The 17,959-nt window shown below is 58.5% G+C and carries 19 protein-coding genes; 16 read left to right on the top strand and 3 right to left on the bottom strand.

From position 1 onward, the window contains the following. Nucleotides 1-229: 229 nt before the first annotated feature. Nucleotides 230-739 (top strand): disulfide bond formation protein B, encoded by a 510-nt coding sequence (locus KGB07_RS28915; RefSeq protein ID WP_046040167.1) that lies wholly within the window; start codon nt 230-232, stop codon nt 737-739. A gap of 551 nt (nt 740-1,290) precedes the next feature. On the opposite strand, the gene KGB07_RS28910 is transcribed toward KGB07_RS28915, so the two are convergent. Continuing rightward, on the bottom strand, nt 1,291-1,551 hold the full coding sequence (locus KGB07_RS28910; RefSeq protein ID WP_046040168.1) for a hypothetical protein: 261 nt from the start codon (nt 1,549-1,551) through the stop codon (nt 1,291-1,293). Between the two features lie 27 nt (nt 1,552-1,578). Between KGB07_RS28910 and cyoA the strand changes: the two genes are divergently transcribed. The 7 genes from cyoA (at nt 1,579) to KGB07_RS28875 (ending at nt 8,014) form a co-directional block, all read left to right on the top strand. Further along, on the top strand, nt 1,579-2,523 hold the full coding sequence (gene cyoA / locus KGB07_RS28905) for a ubiquinol oxidase subunit II (protein ID WP_046040169.1): 945 nt from the start codon (nt 1,579-1,581) through the stop codon (nt 2,521-2,523). 3 nt (nt 2,524-2,526) lie between these two features. Beyond that, nucleotides 2,527-4,557, top strand: a complete 2,031-nt coding sequence (gene cyoB / locus KGB07_RS28900; RefSeq protein WP_046040170.1) for a cytochrome o ubiquinol oxidase subunit I — start codon at nt 2,527-2,529, stop codon at nt 4,555-4,557. Between the two features lie 3 nt (nt 4,558-4,560). Continuing rightward, complete coding sequence (locus KGB07_RS28895; protein ID WP_046040171.1) at nt 4,561-5,187, top strand: cytochrome o ubiquinol oxidase subunit III; 627 nt, start codon at nt 4,561-4,563, stop codon at nt 5,185-5,187. After that, nucleotides 5,188-5,523: a cytochrome o ubiquinol oxidase subunit IV gene (gene cyoD / locus KGB07_RS28890; RefSeq protein ID WP_008046747.1), complete on the top strand. Its 336-nt coding sequence runs from the start codon at nt 5,188-5,190 to the stop codon at nt 5,521-5,523. Nucleotides 5,524-5,534: 11 nt separating this feature from the next. Then, nucleotides 5,535-6,422, top strand: a complete 888-nt coding sequence (gene cyoE / locus KGB07_RS28885; RefSeq protein ID WP_046040173.1) for a heme o synthase — start codon at nt 5,535-5,537, stop codon at nt 6,420-6,422. A 517-nt stretch (nt 6,423-6,939) separates the two neighbouring features. Beyond that, complete coding sequence (locus KGB07_RS28880; protein WP_223467445.1) at nt 6,940-7,578, top strand: DUF6036 family nucleotidyltransferase; 639 nt, start codon at nt 6,940-6,942, stop codon at nt 7,576-7,578. Beyond that, on the top strand, nt 7,562-8,014 hold the full coding sequence (locus KGB07_RS28875) for a hypothetical protein (protein WP_046040178.1): 453 nt from the start codon (nt 7,562-7,564) through the stop codon (nt 8,012-8,014). Before KGB07_RS28880 ends, KGB07_RS28875 begins: the two co-directional genes overlap by 17 nt. A 100-nt stretch (nt 8,015-8,114) precedes the next feature. Here KGB07_RS28875 and KGB07_RS28870 read toward each other — a convergent pair whose 3' ends face one another. Then, nucleotides 8,115-8,393, bottom strand: a complete 279-nt coding sequence (locus KGB07_RS28870) for a DUF3077 domain-containing protein (RefSeq protein ID WP_046040181.1) — start codon at nt 8,391-8,393, stop codon at nt 8,115-8,117. Nucleotides 8,394-8,892: 499 nt separating this feature from the next. After that, entirely contained in the window at nt 8,893-10,311 is a 1,419-nt protein-coding gene (locus KGB07_RS28865) for a PLP-dependent aminotransferase family protein (protein ID WP_046040183.1), read from the bottom strand. A gap of 148 nt (nt 10,312-10,459) precedes the next feature. On the opposite strand from KGB07_RS28865, the gene KGB07_RS28860 reads away from it, so the two are divergent. The 8 genes from KGB07_RS28860 (at nt 10,460) to KGB07_RS28825 (ending at nt 17,939) form a co-directional block, all read left to right on the top strand. Then, a complete protein-coding gene (locus KGB07_RS28860) occupies nt 10,460-11,560 on the top strand; it encodes a hypothetical protein (protein ID WP_046040185.1) in 1,101 nt (366 codons plus the stop codon). A gap of 42 nt (nt 11,561-11,602) precedes the next feature. Beyond that, nucleotides 11,603-12,883, top strand: a complete 1,281-nt coding sequence (locus KGB07_RS28855; protein WP_046040188.1) for a biotin carboxylase — start codon at nt 11,603-11,605, stop codon at nt 12,881-12,883. 48 nt (nt 12,884-12,931) lie between these two features. After that, nucleotides 12,932-13,426, top strand: a complete 495-nt coding sequence (locus KGB07_RS28850; protein ID WP_046040191.1) for a RidA family protein — start codon at nt 12,932-12,934, stop codon at nt 13,424-13,426. Between the two features lie 83 nt (nt 13,427-13,509). Continuing rightward, nucleotides 13,510-13,995 carry a cupin domain-containing protein gene (locus tag KGB07_RS28845; RefSeq protein ID WP_223467443.1) on the top strand — a complete coding sequence of 162 codons (486 nt, stop codon included), beginning with the start codon at nt 13,510-13,512 and terminating at the stop codon, nt 13,993-13,995. Between the two features lie 242 nt (nt 13,996-14,237). After that, the gene (yfcF, locus tag KGB07_RS28840; RefSeq protein WP_046040196.1) at nt 14,238-14,882 is read left to right on the top strand and encodes a glutathione transferase; all 645 of its coding nucleotides are present in this window, start codon (nt 14,238-14,240) and stop codon (nt 14,880-14,882) included. Between the two features lie 32 nt (nt 14,883-14,914). After that, nucleotides 14,915-16,255: a KamA family radical SAM protein gene (locus tag KGB07_RS28835; RefSeq protein ID WP_223467441.1), complete on the top strand. Its 1,341-nt coding sequence runs from the start codon at nt 14,915-14,917 to the stop codon at nt 16,253-16,255. A gap of 31 nt (nt 16,256-16,286) precedes the next feature. Next, a complete protein-coding gene (locus KGB07_RS28830) occupies nt 16,287-17,162 on the top strand; it encodes a branched-chain amino acid aminotransferase (RefSeq protein WP_223467439.1) in 876 nt (291 codons plus the stop codon). Between the two features lie 18 nt (nt 17,163-17,180). Beyond that, nucleotides 17,181-17,939: a TauD/TfdA family dioxygenase gene (locus tag KGB07_RS28825; RefSeq protein WP_223467437.1), complete on the top strand. Its 759-nt coding sequence runs from the start codon at nt 17,181-17,183 to the stop codon at nt 17,937-17,939. Nucleotides 17,940-17,959 lie beyond the last annotated feature (20 nt).

The raw sequence follows: 17,959 nt of genomic DNA, 5'->3' as shown, positions 1-17,959 counted from the left end.
AGGGATTTGTGTCGATCCAGATTGATGTGAACGACACAAAACCTGTGGGAGCGTGGCTTGCCCGCGATTGTTTCACCTCGGTTCTGAACTGAAAAAAGCCAGAAAGTTAATCCCTCCTTAACCGCCTTATCGTCTATTCCCCCCGAATCCCCCTCACATGCTCCAGACTCTCAAAGGTCCGGGCCAGCGTGTAGACTGGCGGGCAATCGAAATCTTGAAGGGAAACGCGATGAGCGATGAATCCATGCGGTTGGGGCGTGAACGGCGCTACCTGGTGTTGTTGGGCATCATTTGCCTGGCGCTGATCGGCGGTGCGCTGTACATGCAAATTGTTCTGGGCGAGGCCCCTTGCCCGCTGTGCATCCTGCAACGTTACGCGTTGCTGCTGATCGCGATCTTCGCCTTCATCGGCGCCGCCATGCGCACCCGCCGCAGCATCACAGTGTTTGAAACCCTGGTGGTGATCTGTGCAGTGGCAGGTGCAGGCGTTGCCGGGCATCACGTCTTTACGCAGTTCTATCCGGCGGTCAGCTGCGGCATCGATGTGCTGCAACCGATTGTCGATGACTTGCCGCTGGCGAAGATCTTCCCGCTGGGTTTCCAGGTCGATGGTTTCTGCTCCACGCCCTACCCGCCGATCCTCGGTCTGTCGCTGGCGCAGTGGGCGCTGGTCGCCTTCGTGCTGATCGTGGTGCTGGTGCCGTTGCTGACCTCGCGTAACCGCAAAGCGCTGCGCTGAGGTCATCTGCCGCTACGCATTGTCGGACAAAAAAGCCCCGTTCCTCGAAGAGAGGACCGGGGCTTTTTTTGGCTTGCAGAGCACATTTCAGAGGCTGGGTAAAAAGACTGTGACGGGCGGCAATCAAGGGTGCGACACATGTGCGACATGTTGTCACAGAGCGAGTGTCGCAGGGCGTTCGAGGAAGCCGGATTGGTGCATGGAAACGTAACGAAATTGGGCTGTTTTGCAGGCTTGCGGTTTTTTCCGTTGCGAGCACGAACAGGCAGTTTTAACAGGCTCTGGCGAATGGCCAGAGCCCCCGTCATATCGGGCCTTGGGCAAGGTCAGGGGCAGAGAGGAGGGACAGGATACTGTCTGAACCGTGGGTGGAAGACCTACTTATTTTGGTGTTTTTGTTGAGAATGAATTTCGATAAGATGCGCCACTTTTGCGAAAACGGTTAATGATTGTTGCCGGTTCGGATAAAAATTATTTCGGGATGAGACATGGTTTATAAAACATTACATATCTACAATCGCCCGCACTGAATTCCCGGCACTGCTCAAATCTTAACCAGGGGTGAGCAGAAACAGGGTGTCGAGAGGTCTGGTGGCTTCATGCGATTCCCAGGTGTCGGAGCCTCCAACTACCCGCACCAAATGGAATTGGTCTGTAACAAGGCCTTTGACCACGTATTCGAATAAGAACTCACCGCAGGCCCGGGATTTGTCGTACAGCGTCTGACGCGCGACGGGCATGCCCTTATTCAATCCAAGAAAAATGCCAACCCTTGGCAGGGTGAAGTGTTGGCGATCAAAACCCAACTGCATTGCGCAAGCTGCTTTAGAGGTCGTGAGATGAGTAAAAACAGGTACCCCAGACTACTAGGCTTATTGCCGCTGATCGGCACGTTGTTGCTGTCAGGCTGCAACATGACCTTGCTCAATCCCAAGGGCCAGGTTGGTCTGGACGAGCGAAACCTGATCATCACCGCAACGCTGCTGATGCTGTTGGTCGTGGTTCCGGTCATCGTGATGACCTTCCTGTTCGCCTGGAAATACCGCGCGTCCAACACCAACGCCACCTACACCCCGAAATGGAACCACTCCACCAAGATCGAGATCGCGGTGTGGGCTGTTCCGGTGCTGATCATCATTGCCCTGGGTTACGTCACCTACAAGTCGACCCACGCCCTTGACCCGTACAAGCCGCTGGAATCCGACGTCAAGCCTGTGACCATCGAAGTGGTCGCGCTGGACTGGAAGTGGCTGTTCATCTACCCGGAACAAGGCATCGCCACGGTCAACAAGATCGTGTTCCCGGCGCACACCCCGATCAACTTCAAGATCACTTCCGACGCCGTGATGAACTCGTTCTTCATCCCTGCGCTGGGTGGCCAGATCTACGCGATGGCGGGCATGCAGACCAAGCTGCACCTGATCGCCAACGAGAACGCTGAAATGGACGGTATCTCCGCCAACTACAGCGGCGCGGGTTTCACCGGTATGAAATTCAAAGCGATCGCAACTTCCCAGGAAGATTTCGACGCCTGGGTAAGTGAAGTCAAAAAGGCACCTAAACAGCTTGAACAAGCTGAATACGCAGCCCTTTCCAAGCAGAGCCAGAACAACCCAGTCGAGCTCTACTCCTCGGTGACGCCGAACCTGTTCCAGACCATCGTCGACAAGTACGAAGGCATGAAACCTGGTCCGAAAGTGAAGCACGAGAAAGAAGAGAAAGAAGTGGCCCAGATGGAAGGGATGGACTCGAGTTCGCATTCAGCTGCCGGGGCAGAGGAGTAAACGATGTTTGGTAAATTAAGTTGGGAAGCGATCCCGTTCCACGAACCGATCGTGATGATAACCATCTCCATGATCGCGCTCGGTGGTCTGTCGCTGTTCGCTGCAATCACCTATTTCAAGAAGTGGACCTACCTGTGGACCGAGTGGCTGACGTCGGTCGACCACAAGAAAATCGGCGTGATGTACATCATCGTCGCCATGGTCATGCTGCTGCGCGGTTTTGCCGACGCCATCATGATGCGTACCCAGCTGGCCATGGCCACCGAGGGTTCGCCTGGCTACCTGCCACCTGAACACTATGACCAGATCTTCACCGCCCACGGTGTGATCATGATCATCTTCATGGCGATGCCATTCTTCACCGGCCTGATGAACCTTGCAGTGCCGCTGCAGATCGGCGCGCGTGACGTTGCCTACCCGTTCCTGAACTCCCTGAGCTTCTGGCTGCTGGTTTCCGGCGTGGTGCTGATCAACCTGTCCCTGGGCGTCGGCGAATTCGCCAAGACCGGCTGGGTTGCCTATCCGCCGCTGTCGGGCCTGCAATACAGCCCTGGCGTGGGGATGGACTACTACATCTGGGCGCTACAGCTATCGGGTCTGGGGACAACGCTGACGGGGGTCAACTTCCTGGCCACCGTGCTGAAAATGCGTACCCCTGGCATGAAACTGATGGACATGCCGATCTTCACCTGGACTTGCACCTGGGCCAACGTCCTGATCGTGGCTTCGTTCCCGATCCTGACCGCTACCCTGGCACTGCTGACGCTTGACCGTTACATGGATTTCCACATTTTCACCAATGAACTTGGTGGCAATCCGATGATGTACGTGAACCTGTTCTGGGCATGGGGTCACCCTGAGGTGTACATCCTGATCCTGCCAGCGTTCGGTATCTTCTCCGAAGTCATCTCGACCTTCACTGGCAAGAAACTGTTCGGCCACCACTCGATGGTCTACGCATCGGGCGCGATCTCGATCCTGGGCTTCATGGTTTGGCTGCACCACTTCTTCACCATGGGTTCGGGTGCCAGCGTCAACGCCTTCTTCGGTCTGGCGACGATGCTGATTTCCATCCCGACGGGTGTGAAGCTGTTCAACTGGCTGTTCACCATCTACCAGGGCCGTCTGCGCTTCACCAGCCAGGTGATGTGGACCCTGGGCTTCATGGTGACCTTCGCCATCGGCGGCATGACCGGCGTACTGTTGGCCATTCCGGGTGCCGACTTCGTTCTGCACAACAGCCTGTTCGTGATCGCGCACTTCCATAACGTGATCATCGGCGGTGCGGTATTCGGTTACATCGCCGGTTTCGGTTTCTACTTCCCTAAAGCGTTCGGCTTCAAGCTGCACGAAGGCTGGGGCAAGGCAGCATTCTGGTTCTGGATCAGCGGCTTCTTCGTCGCGTTCATGCCGCTCTACGCTCTGGGCTTCATGGGCATGACCCGTCGCCTGAACGCCACCACCAACCCTGAGTGGGTGCCGTACCTGTACGTCGCCATGTTCGGTGCGGTGATGATCGCCGTGGGTATCGCTTGCCAGTTGATCCAGCTGTACGTCAGCGTGCGTGACCGCAACAAGCCGGAAAACATCTGCGAACACGGCGACCCGTGGAATGCACACACCCTGGAATGGTCGACCTCGTCGCCACCACCGTTCTACAACTTCGCCGTGCTGCCGAAAGCCGATGGCGTCGACCCGTTCAGCGAAGCCAAGGAAAACGGTACCGCATACAAGGCTCCGGCCAGGTACGAACCGATCCACATGCCAAACAACACCGCGACCGGTGTGGTCATGGGTGCTCTGTTGACCGTGTTCGGCTTCGCGATGATCTGGCACATCTGGTGGCTGGCAATCGCTGGTCTGGCCGGCACCGTGATCTACTTCGTGATCCACGCGGCCCGTGATGATCAAGGCTATATGGTGCCGGTCGACGTGATCGAGCGCATCGAAGCCGAGCAGCACAAGCGTCTGGTAGCGGCAGGGAAGATCCCGGCCACCGCCACCCGTGTTGAAACCTCGTTGGAACAGGCTTAAACCATGTCGAACTTAGTGACCAATGCTGGACACACCCATGTCGATGGACATGGGCATGATGACCATCACCACGACTCGGGCGAGATGACCGTATTCGGTTTCTGGCTCTACCTGATGACCGACTGCATTCTGTTTGCGTCGATCTTCGCGGCGTACGCGGTACTGGTTAACAACGTAGCGGGTGGCCCGTCGGGCCACGACATCTTCGAACTGCCATACGTACTGGGCGAAACCGCTCTGCTGCTGTTCAGTTCGATCACCTACGGCTTCGCCATGCTGGCGTTCTTCCGTGGCAACAAGAAGCAGGTCCTGGGCTGGTTGGCCATGACCTTCGTGTTCGGTGCCGGCTTCATCGGCATGGAGATCAACGAGTTCCACATGTTGATCTCCGAGGGCTACGGCCCTAGCCGTTCCGGCTTCCTGTCCGGGTTCTTCACCTTGGTCGGCACCCACGGTCTGCACGTGACCAGCGGTCTGATCTGGATGGCGATCATGATGTATCAGGTGCAGAAAAACGGCCTGACGGCGACCAACAAGACCCGTCTGAGCTGCCTGAGCCTGTTCTGGCACTTCCTGGACGTCGTGTGGATCTGCGTATTCACCGTTGTTTACCTGATGGGGACTATGTAAATGGCTAACACACACTCCCATGACAGCCACGACGCCGGTCACGGCAGCGTCAAGTCCTACGGCATCGGTTTCATCCTGTCGGTGATCCTGACCCTGATCCCGTTCGGTCTGGTGATGTACCCGACGCTGCCGAAGTCGATCACCCTGATGATCGTCGTCGCGTTCGCCGTCATCCAGGTGCTGGTGCACCTGGTGTACTTCCTGCACCTGGACCGTTCGGCCGCGCAGCGTAACAACGTGATTGCGTTTGTCTTCGCCGCGATCGTGATCGTCCTGCTGGTTGGCCTGTCGCTGTGGATCATGTTCAGCATCCACACGTTCATGATGGCGAAGTGAGGTAAGTCCGCATGTCCCTCAAGCACTTTATCCAAATCACCAAACCGGGGATCATTTTCGGTAACGTGCTTTCTGTGGCAGGCGGATTTTTCCTGGCCTCCAAAGGGCATGTCGATCTGGCCATCTTCCTGGCCGCCATGATCGGCACGTCCCTGGTGGTTGCCTCCGGTTGCGTGTTCAACAACTGCATCGACCGCGACATCGACCTGAAGATGGAACGCACCAAGAACCGGGTGCTGGTCCAGGGCTTGATCTCCCTGAAACTGGCCCTGATCTATGCGACCGTCCTGGGTGTCGCCGGCGTTGCGCTGTTGTACAAGGTGGCCAACCCGTTGGCCGCGTTGTTCGCGGTGATCGGCTTCGTGATCTACGTTGGCTTCTACAGCCTGTACCTCAAGCGCAAGTCGGTTCACGGCACGCTGGTGGGCAGTCTGTCGGGCGCCATGCCGCCGGTGATTGGCTACGTCGCAGTCAGCAACACCTTCGACATGGCCGCGCTGACCCTGCTGGTGATGTTCAGCCTGTGGCAGATGCCGCATTCCTATGCCATCGCGATCTTCCGCTTCAACGATTACCTGGCCGCATCGATTCCGGTGCTGCCAGTGAAGCGCGGCATCCAGGTGGCCAAGAAGCACATCCTGATCTACATTCTGGCCTTCCTCGTGGCGACCTTGATGCTGACCTTCAGCGGCTACGCTGGCATGAGCTACCTCGCCGTCGCCTCGGCCATGGGCATGTACTGGCTGTACATGGCCTGGACCGGCTACAAGGCAGTGGATGACACGGTCTGGGCACGCAAGCTGTTCGTGTTCTCGATCTTCACCATTACCGCGTTGAGCGTGATGATGTCCCTGGACTTCAAAGTGCCGAGCGAGTTGCTGCTGACGTACGCGCCTTAAGCGTCGGATGCTGTAAAGAAAAGCCCCGCCTTCGAGAGAAGCGCGGGGCTTTTTGTTAGGTGCTTCCTGCTGGACCGAGTTGCCGCCATCGCGAGCAGGCTCACTCCTACATTGGATTGAGTGCACACCGATCCCTGTAGGAGTGAGCCTGCTCGCGATGGCCGCGACGCGGACTAACAGGCGAATTCGATATCTGTCCGCTTAAGAAAAAATTGAGAAAATCCCAAATTATTAAGATTTTCTTGGCCCACTTAAGAAAAAATGCGCGGTCAGACCCAATAAATGGGGTAAGGCGGATGGTTCCGAGGTCTTGGGGGGATTTGTCATTGGGTTTCCATCTCCTGTGTTTCGTCCGTTGCCGCCATCGCGACCAAGCTCGCTTACGATAGGGCGACCTGACCGGCAAAACTGCCTACGGATTTGCCTGAACTTTCCCACGAGTTTTTCAGGTTGAGGGTCGGAAGTTGCCTATCTAGCCTCGGGATGCCGTTATTACAAGCATCCCAGAGGATCTACGATGGAACTGCCAGAGGTAATCACCCCGCGTGTTAATACGAATACAGCGTTGGGGCAGGCTTTGATTTCGATGTTCAAATCTGTCGAAGCGGAACTGGAGCTTGAGAACGCAGTACCAGGGGCGGTCAAAATTATCCTGTTCGGTGGCTGCGCGGTTCACCTTTATACCCATCATCGCGTTTCCACCGACGTCGATGCAGAAATTTATGAGGCTAATGTTCCCAAAGGTCTTCACTTACAAACAATGCTCGCAGAGATACCCGAACAGTTTGTTGATGAGCGATCCGGTCGCTTGATGGAGCTGAACTACGACCTGCAATACAACACCAGTTTTGGCCCAATTCATGAGGGCTATTGGGAACGGAGCCTTCCCTTTACAGAGTTCCCGGTTGAGTCCCCGCTGCACGTTCATATCGCGGCACCTGTCGACATTGCCATTTCCAAGCTGGGCAGAGCGACCGATCAGGACATTGGTGATATCAAGGCACTTCTCAGGGCTGGTTTCATCCTGACTACCGAGTTTCGTCGACTGGCATTGCAGGCGATTGATGTATATGTTGGCAACAAGGAGTCACCAATCTCCGTCCTCACGAATATTTTGCATGATTATCTGGAGAGCACAGATGACGAAGCCCCATAGCGGCCACGTCCTCTCATCCGCCTTGGACACGCTGGTAAAAAGACCTTTGAATCAAGCGGATGACGCTGCCTTGGTGAGCGCCGCCAAGGCTGTCTGGTACTCGGACTCAAATCTTGAAAGCGAGATAAGCGTTTTTTTGAATCGTCATTCTGACGAAGTGGAGGTTCGGCGTGCTGGCTATCTGCTCGAGCGATTCACTCGATTTACTTGCTTATCCGATCTCCGGGTGTCGGAAACTCTCAATGTCCTCGAGCTTTTTGCTCATTCGACTTGCGTGCAAGCCGTGACGCTACAAACCGTCACGCCATTGCGTCGACGCCGTGATGAACTCGCTGTCTCTTGGGGGTTAAGTGAGGGCCTCGGCCTGAAAGCCCAAGCCCTCATGCCTTTCCAGACCCGGCATTACGAAGCTGAGCAACGCGCCATGTTTTCCTGAACGCTGGTTGCCGCGAAGAGGTCGCATCGTATGGTCCAAACGCTGTAACGGCCTGCATCGTAAAAGCCCCGCATTCAAAAGAATCGCGGGGCTTTTTCATTTACGCGCGGTTGTTACACGGTGCGTCGAGCACTTTCACCACGTCATCGATGATTGCCTTGCTCATGTCCTGCAAAAAGTGCGAGGCCCAGGCGTGTCGGTCGGAGTCGCGGACCATGGCGGCGTCTGAGGCGAGCAGTTTGGCGAGGTGGAGCAGGTCGGAGGCGTGGGAGAGGGCCTGAATGATCGAGACTCCACGGTTGATGCGGAACAGTGGTTCGTTAGCGTGGTAGGAGAAGGGGGTGAGGCCGATGGTTTTCAGGTCTTGGGGAATGGTCATTGGACTTCACCTCCTGTTGGTTGGTAGGTGGTGAATGACGTTTGAAGCAGACAGACCAATAGCATTCATGAGTAAAGCTCCCGAATCAAATTGAGAGCTACCACGTTCGTTCTCAGGCGAATGGGTGGCAGCTATGCGCGGGCTGAGAAACCGGAGATACAGGAATCCGGCAGACCCGAAGGTCTCCCACGCACAGCCGCCATTGCACGAATGTACTGGCATAAAAAAAGCGCCGGCAATCGTGATTGGTGGCGCTTGTGCGCCCGTATCTTACCCGGGTTCTCAGGCCCGGTCGCTGAATTGGCAGCGACCGGGCGAAGTTAGCCGGCAAGGATGAGGTCGGCAATCGTAGCGATCTGGTGGCCGGGGATGGCCGGGACACCGCAGACCCTGTGGGAGCGGGCTTGCCCGCGATGGCAGTGTGTTAGGCGACATTGATGCTGGATGTGACGGCCCCATCGCGGGCAAGCCCGCTCCCACAGGATTTGAGGCGTGTCGGTTATTTTTGGGCAGTGTCGAGCAACCGGAAAAACCGCTCCCGCACCTGCAAGCTGTCGCTGTGAGCCACGTTGAATCGCAGGAACTGGCTGGCATCCGGCCCTTTGCTCAGCAAGGTGCCCGGCGCCAATACCATATTGTTCTCCAGCCCCTGGCGAGCCAGGTTCTCGGCGTGTAAACCCTCCGGCAACCGCGCCCAGATAAACACGCCTTCGCCGGGCAACGAGGAAAGCGAACACCCAGCCTCCGCAAGCCAACTCGCCACACGACTATTGGACTCATACAACCGATCCACCGTGCGCCGCGCATGCTTGGCATAGCTGCCGTCGCTGAGCATGGTGCAGGTGATCTGCTCTGCCAGCTCCGACGTCACCCCGCCGCAGGCCATTTTCAGCGCGACCATGCGTGCCGCCAGTTGCGGTGACAGCACGGTGTAGCTGACGCGGCTGTTGGCGGTCAGGGTCTTGGAGAAGCCCGACACATAACTCACGTTGTCCAACCCGCTGGCCGCCAAACGAGGGGTGCGACGTTGCTGGATGTCGCAGTACAGATCGTCTTCGACGATGTGGAAGCCATAACGGTGGCTCAGTTCCAGCAAACGGTAGACTTGGGCCGGGGTGAACGAGTGTCCGGTGGGGTTATGCAGCGTGCTGTTGGTCATGTACAGCACGGGTTTGTGGGCGATCAACAGTTGCTCGAACGCGTCGAGGTCCATGCCGTCGCAATCCCGGGCGATGGTGATGACCTTGGCCCCGTGCAGCGCCAGGTTGGCGTGCATGTTGAAGTAGCAGGGGTCGTCGAGCAGCACGGTGTCGCCGGGTTTGACCAGCAGGCGCATCAGCAGGTCGATGGCCTGCATGGTGTTGGCGGTGGTGATGATCTGGTCCACCGGCGCTTCGATGCCGAAGGTCGCCAGTTTCACCCGCAGGGCCTGGCGCAACGGCAAGTAACCGCCGGCCACGCCGTACTCGCCCATGCGCAACGACGTAGCTCGCAAGGTGCTGCGCACGGCTTTCTGCAATTCTTCGGCGGGTAGCCACGAGGTTGGCAGAAAACCGCAGCCGGGGCGCAGCGTGCCGTTGTCCAGTAGCAAGGCGCGACGAATTACGCTCAGGGTGTCCTGGGGTTGCAGGTCCGGGCCGGTGCCGCTTTTCAGCGCCGCTTCTGAGCGATGCACGTAATGCCCGGAGCCCTGGCGAGACACCACCAGCCCCTTGGCCCGCATGCGGTCCAGGGCATCGACCACCGTGGACTTGCCCACGTTCATCAAGTCGGAGAGTTCGCGAATCGGCGGCAGCTTGACGCCGTGGGGCAGGCCACCGGTGCTGATCGCCTGGGTCAGCTGATCGACGATCTGTTGCACCAGCGGCACGCCGGGCTGGAATTCAATGGCGGCGATGACTGCGCGTTGAACCTGCATTTTACTGGTCTCTCCGGCAGTAAAGTTCGTTGGATTCTATACGAACTTGCCCTGATCAGGACAAGCCTCTCTCTCTACCATGCCCTTACAGACTTTTCTGGATGTCGGCCTTTGTCGGCGGGCATTCACCCGGTTCCTGAGGTGCTGCATGAGTGTCGAAACAACGGTCGCGGTAGCCAAACCGGTCATTAACCTGCGGTTATTCACGATCCGGATCATCACTGCTGTCTCGCTGTTCGCGGTGCTGGGCAAGGCCAACGTCTGGCTCGACACGGCCACCAACAGCATCCTGGCCCTTGGATATCGCGCCTTGTTGCTGTTGTTGCCCCTGACTTTACTGGTGCTTGGCCGCCGTTCCCTGAGCGTCACGCTGCTGTGTGCCGGCCTTGGCCTGGTGCTGCTGGCGCTGACCAGCCATCAAGGCATGGTGATGTTTGCAGCCGCGTTGTTTGCCTACGGCATTGCCATTGCCGGTTACCTGATCAAGAGCGAAGCGGCCCAGACCAAGGAAGGCGCGGCCTACAACCGCGTGGCCATGAACATGGGCAGCCTGGTGGCCGGTTTGATCCTGCTGTCGCCGCTGCTCACGCCGACGATGTTTTTCCTCGGCGCGGCAGCGTTCGTGTTGCTGTGCCTGCCGATCGCCCTCGGCGCGACCTTCACCACCGAGCCGGGTGTAGCCCGCCCGGCCACCCAGGCCGGCAGCAACTGGGGCAGCAAACTGCCGTGGGTGATCGCCGGCATCATTATGGGCATCAAGCTGTTCGGGGTGTTCTCGATCCTGCCACAGGCGATCCTGCTCAAGACCGGCGAGTTGCCGGCCTGGTACGGCTTGATGCTGATCCTCAACAGCGCCGTGGTGGTTTTCGCCCAAGTGCCGGTGATGAAGCTGATCGAGCGCACCGGGCGCTTCAAGGTCGTGGCGGTGATCGGGATCATCGTCGGCGGTTTTGCGGTGCTGTCTTCGCCTGCCGCGTTCCACGTCGAAACCCTCGCCGGGGCGCTGGTCTGGGTGGCGCTGCTGTCCATTGCCGAATGCGCCTTCAGTTACCTCGATTACTTCTCGGTCAAGCAAAACAACATGTTCGTCAAGGAAGTGTCCCTGGGAGTGGGGGCCGGGCTGACCGTGTTGATCATGCGGGTGGTGCCGGCGCCGTACAACGCGCTGGTGCTGGCCGCCATCGGTGCCGCAGGGATCCTGGCCTGGTATTGGCTCAACCGTAAATCCAATGCGTCGTTGCATGACTGAGTCATCGCCGTTGCGGTTTTCACTTTGCAGGTCGGGGGCAATATGAATACGACTTCATGCGTAATAGTGGTCGGTTACAACGGCAATCGGGTTCACGACATCCAGAAGCTGCGCGAGCTGTGCAAGTCGCTCTACAACGCCAGGCTTATCCTGCTGGTCGAGAAAGTTCAGCCCCATGACGACCAGGTGGCCGATCACGTCTGCAGCACTTCACTGGCCGAAGACGATGTGGCGACGTCCCTTGAACTGGTGGTGGGGTGCTTGAATGCCGACAGCTGGAAGCTGATCGGCGTACTGCCGTTCTCCGATCGCGGCGTACTGCTCGGTGCAGCGCTGGCCAGTCATTTCGGCCTGCCGGGCATTACCCCGGGCGAAGCGCGGGCGGGCCTGGACAAGCAGATCTTCCGCCAGCTCGAAGCTGCGGCCAGCACCGCTCCCGGAGAATACCGACCGGTGTTTTCCGCGCGGGTCGAAAGCCTGTCGGAACTGCGCCAGCGCGTCGTCGAACTGGGCGGAAAAGCCTTCATCAAGCCGGCCTGCGAAGGCGCGAGCCGGGGCTGTCGCGTCATCCATCACCCTTCGGAATGCGATGACGCCTGGCTCGCCCTGAAGCCTTACCGCGAAGGCGGTATCGTCCTTGAAGCGCTGGTGCAGAACGCCCGCGAATACAGCTGGGACTACGTGGCCGGAAGCACCTGGGTGACTGAAAAAACCACCACCGAAGGCGCCTACCGCGCAGAGATCCAACAAGTCGTCCCCGCGCCGCTTGCGGCTGAGGTACAGGCACGTTTGATGGCAGCCGGTCGGCATATGTCGGGCTTGGTATCCCAGGCCAATGGTGCCTGGCACAACGAAGTGTTCCTGCGCAGCGACAACCTGACCTCCGCCGTGGAAACCAACATGCGCCCCGGCGGTATGCACATCTGGGACCTGGCGAAACGCGCCTTCGTCAATTTCGATCCGTGGGAACGCTGGGTGCGCTGGGCGGTGGAGGGCAAGACCGAACAGCATGAGCCAGTGGCCCGCGGCTACTGCGGCATTCGCCTGCTCCGGGCGCCGGCCGGCGGCATCCTGCGCGCGACGCCTGACATCGAGGCCCTGGCCAGCGCCCTGCGTATCGACCTGGTGGAGGGCCAGTACGCCAAGCGTATCGGCGACTCGGTCAGCGCACTGGTCAAAGACAATTTTTCATTCATCGGCCACATCGTGTTGTTCAACGAACACTACGGACAACTGCGCAACGACCTGTTGCGTCTGGCCGAGGTGATTGAGTCACGCATCGAGGTGACTTGCCTGGCACCGGCCACCCGCGCCGTGTGCTGAGCCCGCAAGCACCCGTTTTTTGCATTACCGATCAAGAGGGTTCGATCAATGATCCAGCACATGACCTGCGATGAACGCTTCATCGCCCTGGCCAAAGAGTTTGGTTATGACATCTACGGCGAAAACACCGCAGGCGGGCATTACGCGCCGCTGATCCGTCATCACGATGAGCTGTACATCAGCGGCCTGGTGCCGCGCATGAACGGCAAGATCCATTACCCCGGCCGCGTCGGGCTGGACCTCAGCATGGCCGATGCGCAAGCGGCCGCCAGCATCAGCGCGATGCGCGGGCTGGCGTTGATCGTCGATGCCATTGGTTCGCTGGACAAGATCAAGTCATTGATCCGGGTAACGGTCTATGTGAAGTCCACGGCGGACTTTGTCGATTTGAGCGAAGTAGCCAACGGTGCCTCGGATGTGTTCAGCCATGTGCTGGGCGATGCCGGTAAACATACCCGCACCACGGTGGGTGTTTATCAGCTACCCAAGAACGCCGCGATAGAAGTGGACATGATCGCCGCCTTGCGTCCATCGGTTTTGTAAGTTGTTTCCCGACTTTACAGCGCTGAACCCTTAACTTAAGGTTTAGCGCTAAAGTATGGGGAATAACAAGAGAGGACGTGCGAATGGATAACTTTCAAGGTGCGTTTTTTTCATATAAGGACTTTCGTCAGAGCCTGCATCATCGAACGCCAGGTCCCAAGGTATGGAAAGGCACTGAACTGGCGGGTATGCGTCAGACCCTTGAAGCCAGCGACGTTGATATTGTCGCGTTGGCTCACGACAAGAGCATTGAAGGTTGTGAGGTGACGCCTGGCATGGCGATCGCCATGCAATGGCTGAACCCCGGCGTGACGCTCAACGGTCATGCCCATTCCTGGTGGCATCTGTTTGTCATCCAGTGCGGCAGCGGCGTGTTGACCCTCGGCGATGCCGATGGGGTCAACGTCAGCTGCGGCGACGTGCTGCTGGTGCCGGCGTGGACCAGACACGGCTTCGTCAACGCCAGCAGACACGAGCCTTTGGCGATGCTGAATATGAGCAACATGCCGCAAATGGCACTGCTTTCGAACTTCGCCGACAGCCATGGCCTGATCACCACCCAGCCGTAATTTCCCACTGCAACAGCCCAGGGAGCCAACTTTCGTCGGCTCCCTTTTTTTGTTTTTCAGACCTGCTCCGTAGCTCTTTTTGCAGCAGTTTTGCCGAGATTCTGGCTGCGTGTCTGCCGGTGAAAAACAACTTTCTGTATCGATAGAAACGGACAAATTCTGTATCTATTCAGCCTTCATTCAACTAACTACGATCACTTCCAATGCATGTCAATTCCTGCAGTTGGTCAATGGAGTGTTCTATGGAAAACAGGAAGCTAAAACTGTATGTCGGCGCCGACCATGTCAGCGCTTTTGCGATGTCGGCTTTTGTGGCGCTCAAGGAAAAGCAACTTTCATTTGAACTTGTTACGGTTGATCTAAAAGCACGCGAAAATTATCTGGTGAGTTATCGCGAGCTTTCGCTGAGCTGCAAGATTCCAACGTTAGTTCACGACGATTTTGCCTTGTCGGAATCATCGGCGATTGCCGAATACCTCGATGAACTCGCCCCGGGGGATAAAAAACTCTACCCGCAGGACCTCCAGCTGCGCGCCCGTGCCCGTCAATTGCAGGCCTGGTTGCGCAGTGACTTGCTGGTGGTGCGCAAGGAGCGCCCGTTTGACCTGGTGTACTTCGGCAAGAAAAACACCGCGCTGTCCGACGATGCCCAAACCGCCGTCGAGCGCTTGTTCTTCGTCGCCGACCATTTGCTGGAGGAGGGCGCCGAGCATCTGTTCGGTGACTGGAGCATTGCCGACACCGACCTGGCAATCATGCTCAACCGATTGGTTGCCAACGACGATCCGGTGCCGGCGCGGCTCGCGGCGTATGTGCACCGCCAGTGGGGTCGCGACAGCGTCCGGGCGTGGATGGACATAGAGCGCAAAGCGCCGGCCATCGCGTAACAACACTCAGGGCAATCACCAGGAGCGCGGCCATGCAAGGACTGTCGGAGCACGAACGCTACAAACCCTATAACTCACGCACCATCCGCGACTCACCCTACTGGCACAAGCTGACGCCGGCGTTGCAGGAGGCCATGACCGTGGTGGCCCGGGTCATGCCGTTTCGCACCAACGAATACGTGCTGGGCACGCTGATCGACTGGAACAACATTCCGGACGACCCGATTTTCCGCATGACCTTCCCCCACAAGGACATGTTGTTTCCGGAGGAGTATGCCTCGCTCAAACAATTGATCGAACTGGATGACAGCGCGGCGATCAAGCGTCGGATCGAGGCGATCTGGCGGCGCATGAACCCGCATCCGGCCGGGCAGTTGACCCACAACGGAGTCACCCTCAACGGCAAAGTCCTGCCAGGCATCCAGCACAAGTACCGCGAGACCGTGCTGTTTTTCCCCGGTGCCGGTCAGACCTGTCACGCGTACTGCACCTTCTGTTTCCGCTGGGCGCAGTTCATCGGCGAGGAAGAACTCAAGTTCAACGCCCGCGAGTCCCAGGAGCTGGTCAGCTATCTGAGGGTGCACAGCGAAGTGACCGACGTGCTGATTACCGGCGGCGACCCGATGATCATGAACACCCGCTCCCTGGCCGGTTACATCGAGCCGCTGCTGGCGTTGCCACACCTGAAGAACATCCGCATCGGCACCAAGTCCGTGGCGTACTGGCCCCAGCGTTTTGTCAGCGACAAGGATGCGCCTGAGCTGCTGGAGCTGTTCCAGCGCATCGTCGCGGCGGGGAAAAACCTGTCGATCATGGGCCACTACAACCACCCAGTGGAGATCCGCCAGGCCATCGCCCGCCAGGCCGTCGAGCGCATTCGCTCGACGGGCGCGACGGTGCGCATGCAGGCGCCGCTGATCCGCCATATCAACGAAAACCCCGCCGATTGGGCCGCGCTGTGGACCGAAGGTGTACGGCTCGGGGCCGTGCCTTATTACATGTTCGTCGAGCGCGATACCGGCCCCAGTCACTACTTCGCGATGCCGCTGGCCCGGGCCTTCGAGATCTTCCAGGCGGCGTACCGCACGGTGTCGGGGCTGGCGCGCACGGTGCGCGGGCCGTCCATGAGCACCTTCTACGGCAAGGTGTTGATCAACGGCATCGAGACCGTCGCCGGGGAAAAGGTCTTCGTCCTGCAGTTCCTCCAGGCACGCGATCCGCAATGGGTGTTGCGCACGTTCTACGCGCGCTTCGACCCGCAAGTGACCTGGTTCGATGACCTGCAACCGGCCTTCGGCGAGCGAGCGTTTTTCTTTCAGACCGAGCTCACCGCTGTGCCGGAATTGATACCCGTGTTGCTGGAAACGGCGTAGGAAAATTCATGAACAATGGGGAGATATGGATATGAGCAGTATCCCGTTTGATCGGCGCGAGGGCGTTATCTGGCTCGACGGCGAGTTCGTCGAGTGGTCCCGGGCGCAGTTGCATGTGTTGACCCATGGCCTGCATTACGCGAGCACCGTGTATGAAGGCGAGCGGGTCTACAACGGCAGGATCTTCAAGCTGCGCGAACACAGCGAGCGCTTGTATCGCTCGGCGCAACTGATGGACTTTGCCATCCCCTTTGAGCTGGCTGACCTGGAGGCGACCAGCCACGAACTGCTGCAACGCAACAAGGTCGTCGATGGTTACCTGCGCCCGGTGGCCTGGCGCGGCAGCGAGATGATTTCCACCTCGGCGCGTTTCAACCGTGTGCACGTGGCCATCGCGTGCTGGCAGTGGCCGAGCTATTTCGACCCGGCGGCGCGCATGGCCGGCATCCGCTTGAAAACCGCGACCTGGCGTCGTCCGCCTCCCAGCAGTAGCCCGTTCGAGGCCAAGGCCTCCGGGCATTACCAGATTGCCACGCTGAGCAAGCACGACGCCGAGAACACGGGTTACCACGATGCGCTGATGCTCGACTGGCGCGGCCACGTGGCCGAAGCCACCAGTGCCAATGTGTTCTTCGTCAAAGGCCGAATGCTGCACACCCCGGCACCGGATTGCTTCCTCAACGGCATCACCCGCCAGACGGTGATCGAACTGGCCAAGGCACTGGACTACCAGGTGGTCGAACGCACGATTTTGCCTGCAGAGCTTGGCGACTTCGACGAGTGTTTTCTCACCGGTACCGCCGCCGAAATCACCCCGGTGCAGAGCATCGACGAGCAGCGTTACCGACCGGGCGACGCCTGCCGCGACTTCATTGCCGCGTACACCTCAACCGTCAACGCCGGATAACCCGCCAGGAATGTCGCCATGTCAGATCAAGGGATAGTTGCGTCTCAACCTTACATTTCTCTCGGCCATCGTCATGAAGAACTGTCGACGTTGGGCTGGACAGTGCTGACCCCGGACGAATTTTCCGATGATGTCGTAGGCACCTTGTGCGAATTCGGCCCGATCATTCCGCAGTTCAACGGCCAGTTGGCCTTTCCCATTACCCGCAAGCCGGGTTACGAAGACTTGCCGTATTCCCAGAGCATGAACGGCATCGGCCCGCACACTGAAGCGCCGGTGTACGGACCGCCGCCGCGCTACCTGGCGTTGCATTGCCATAAACAAGCCACGTGCGGTGGCGGGCATACCGGGCTGGTGGATGGGTACGAGTTTCTCAAGTCTCTGGAGCGTAGCGAACCGCAACTGCGTGAGTGGCTGGATGACACGCCGGTAGAGTTTGTCGCCACCGCCAAACCCGGCGAACCGGCGCAACGGCGGGTCAAGGAATACATCCTCACGCCTACAGAGGACGGGGATATTTTCCGCTTCAGCTACAACCAGTTTCACTACGGCGACGTGAACCCGTCCAAGGAAGCGTTGCAGCAATCGCTGGTGACCAACAGCACCTCACCGCTGGCCAGGTTTGCCGTGCTTGGCGAAGCGTACTTCGTCGAGCACAACGTTCCGGTGCTGATTCCCGACGGATGCCTGCTGATTTGGGACAACTGGCGAATGATCCACGCCCGCAGTCGTTACACTGACCCGGCGCGCAACCTGACCCGCTATTGGCTGGCCTGAATTTTCCGGCGCCCTTCATT

The sequence above is a fragment of the Pseudomonas sp. GL-RE-26 genome, assembly GCF_019956275.1.
GTDB classification, from domain to species: Bacteria; Pseudomonadota; Gammaproteobacteria; order Pseudomonadales; family Pseudomonadaceae; genus Aquipseudomonas; species Aquipseudomonas grandcourensis.
Note: the sequence above shows the minus strand (reverse complement) of the source record. Positions and strands in the feature narration are given on the sequence as shown.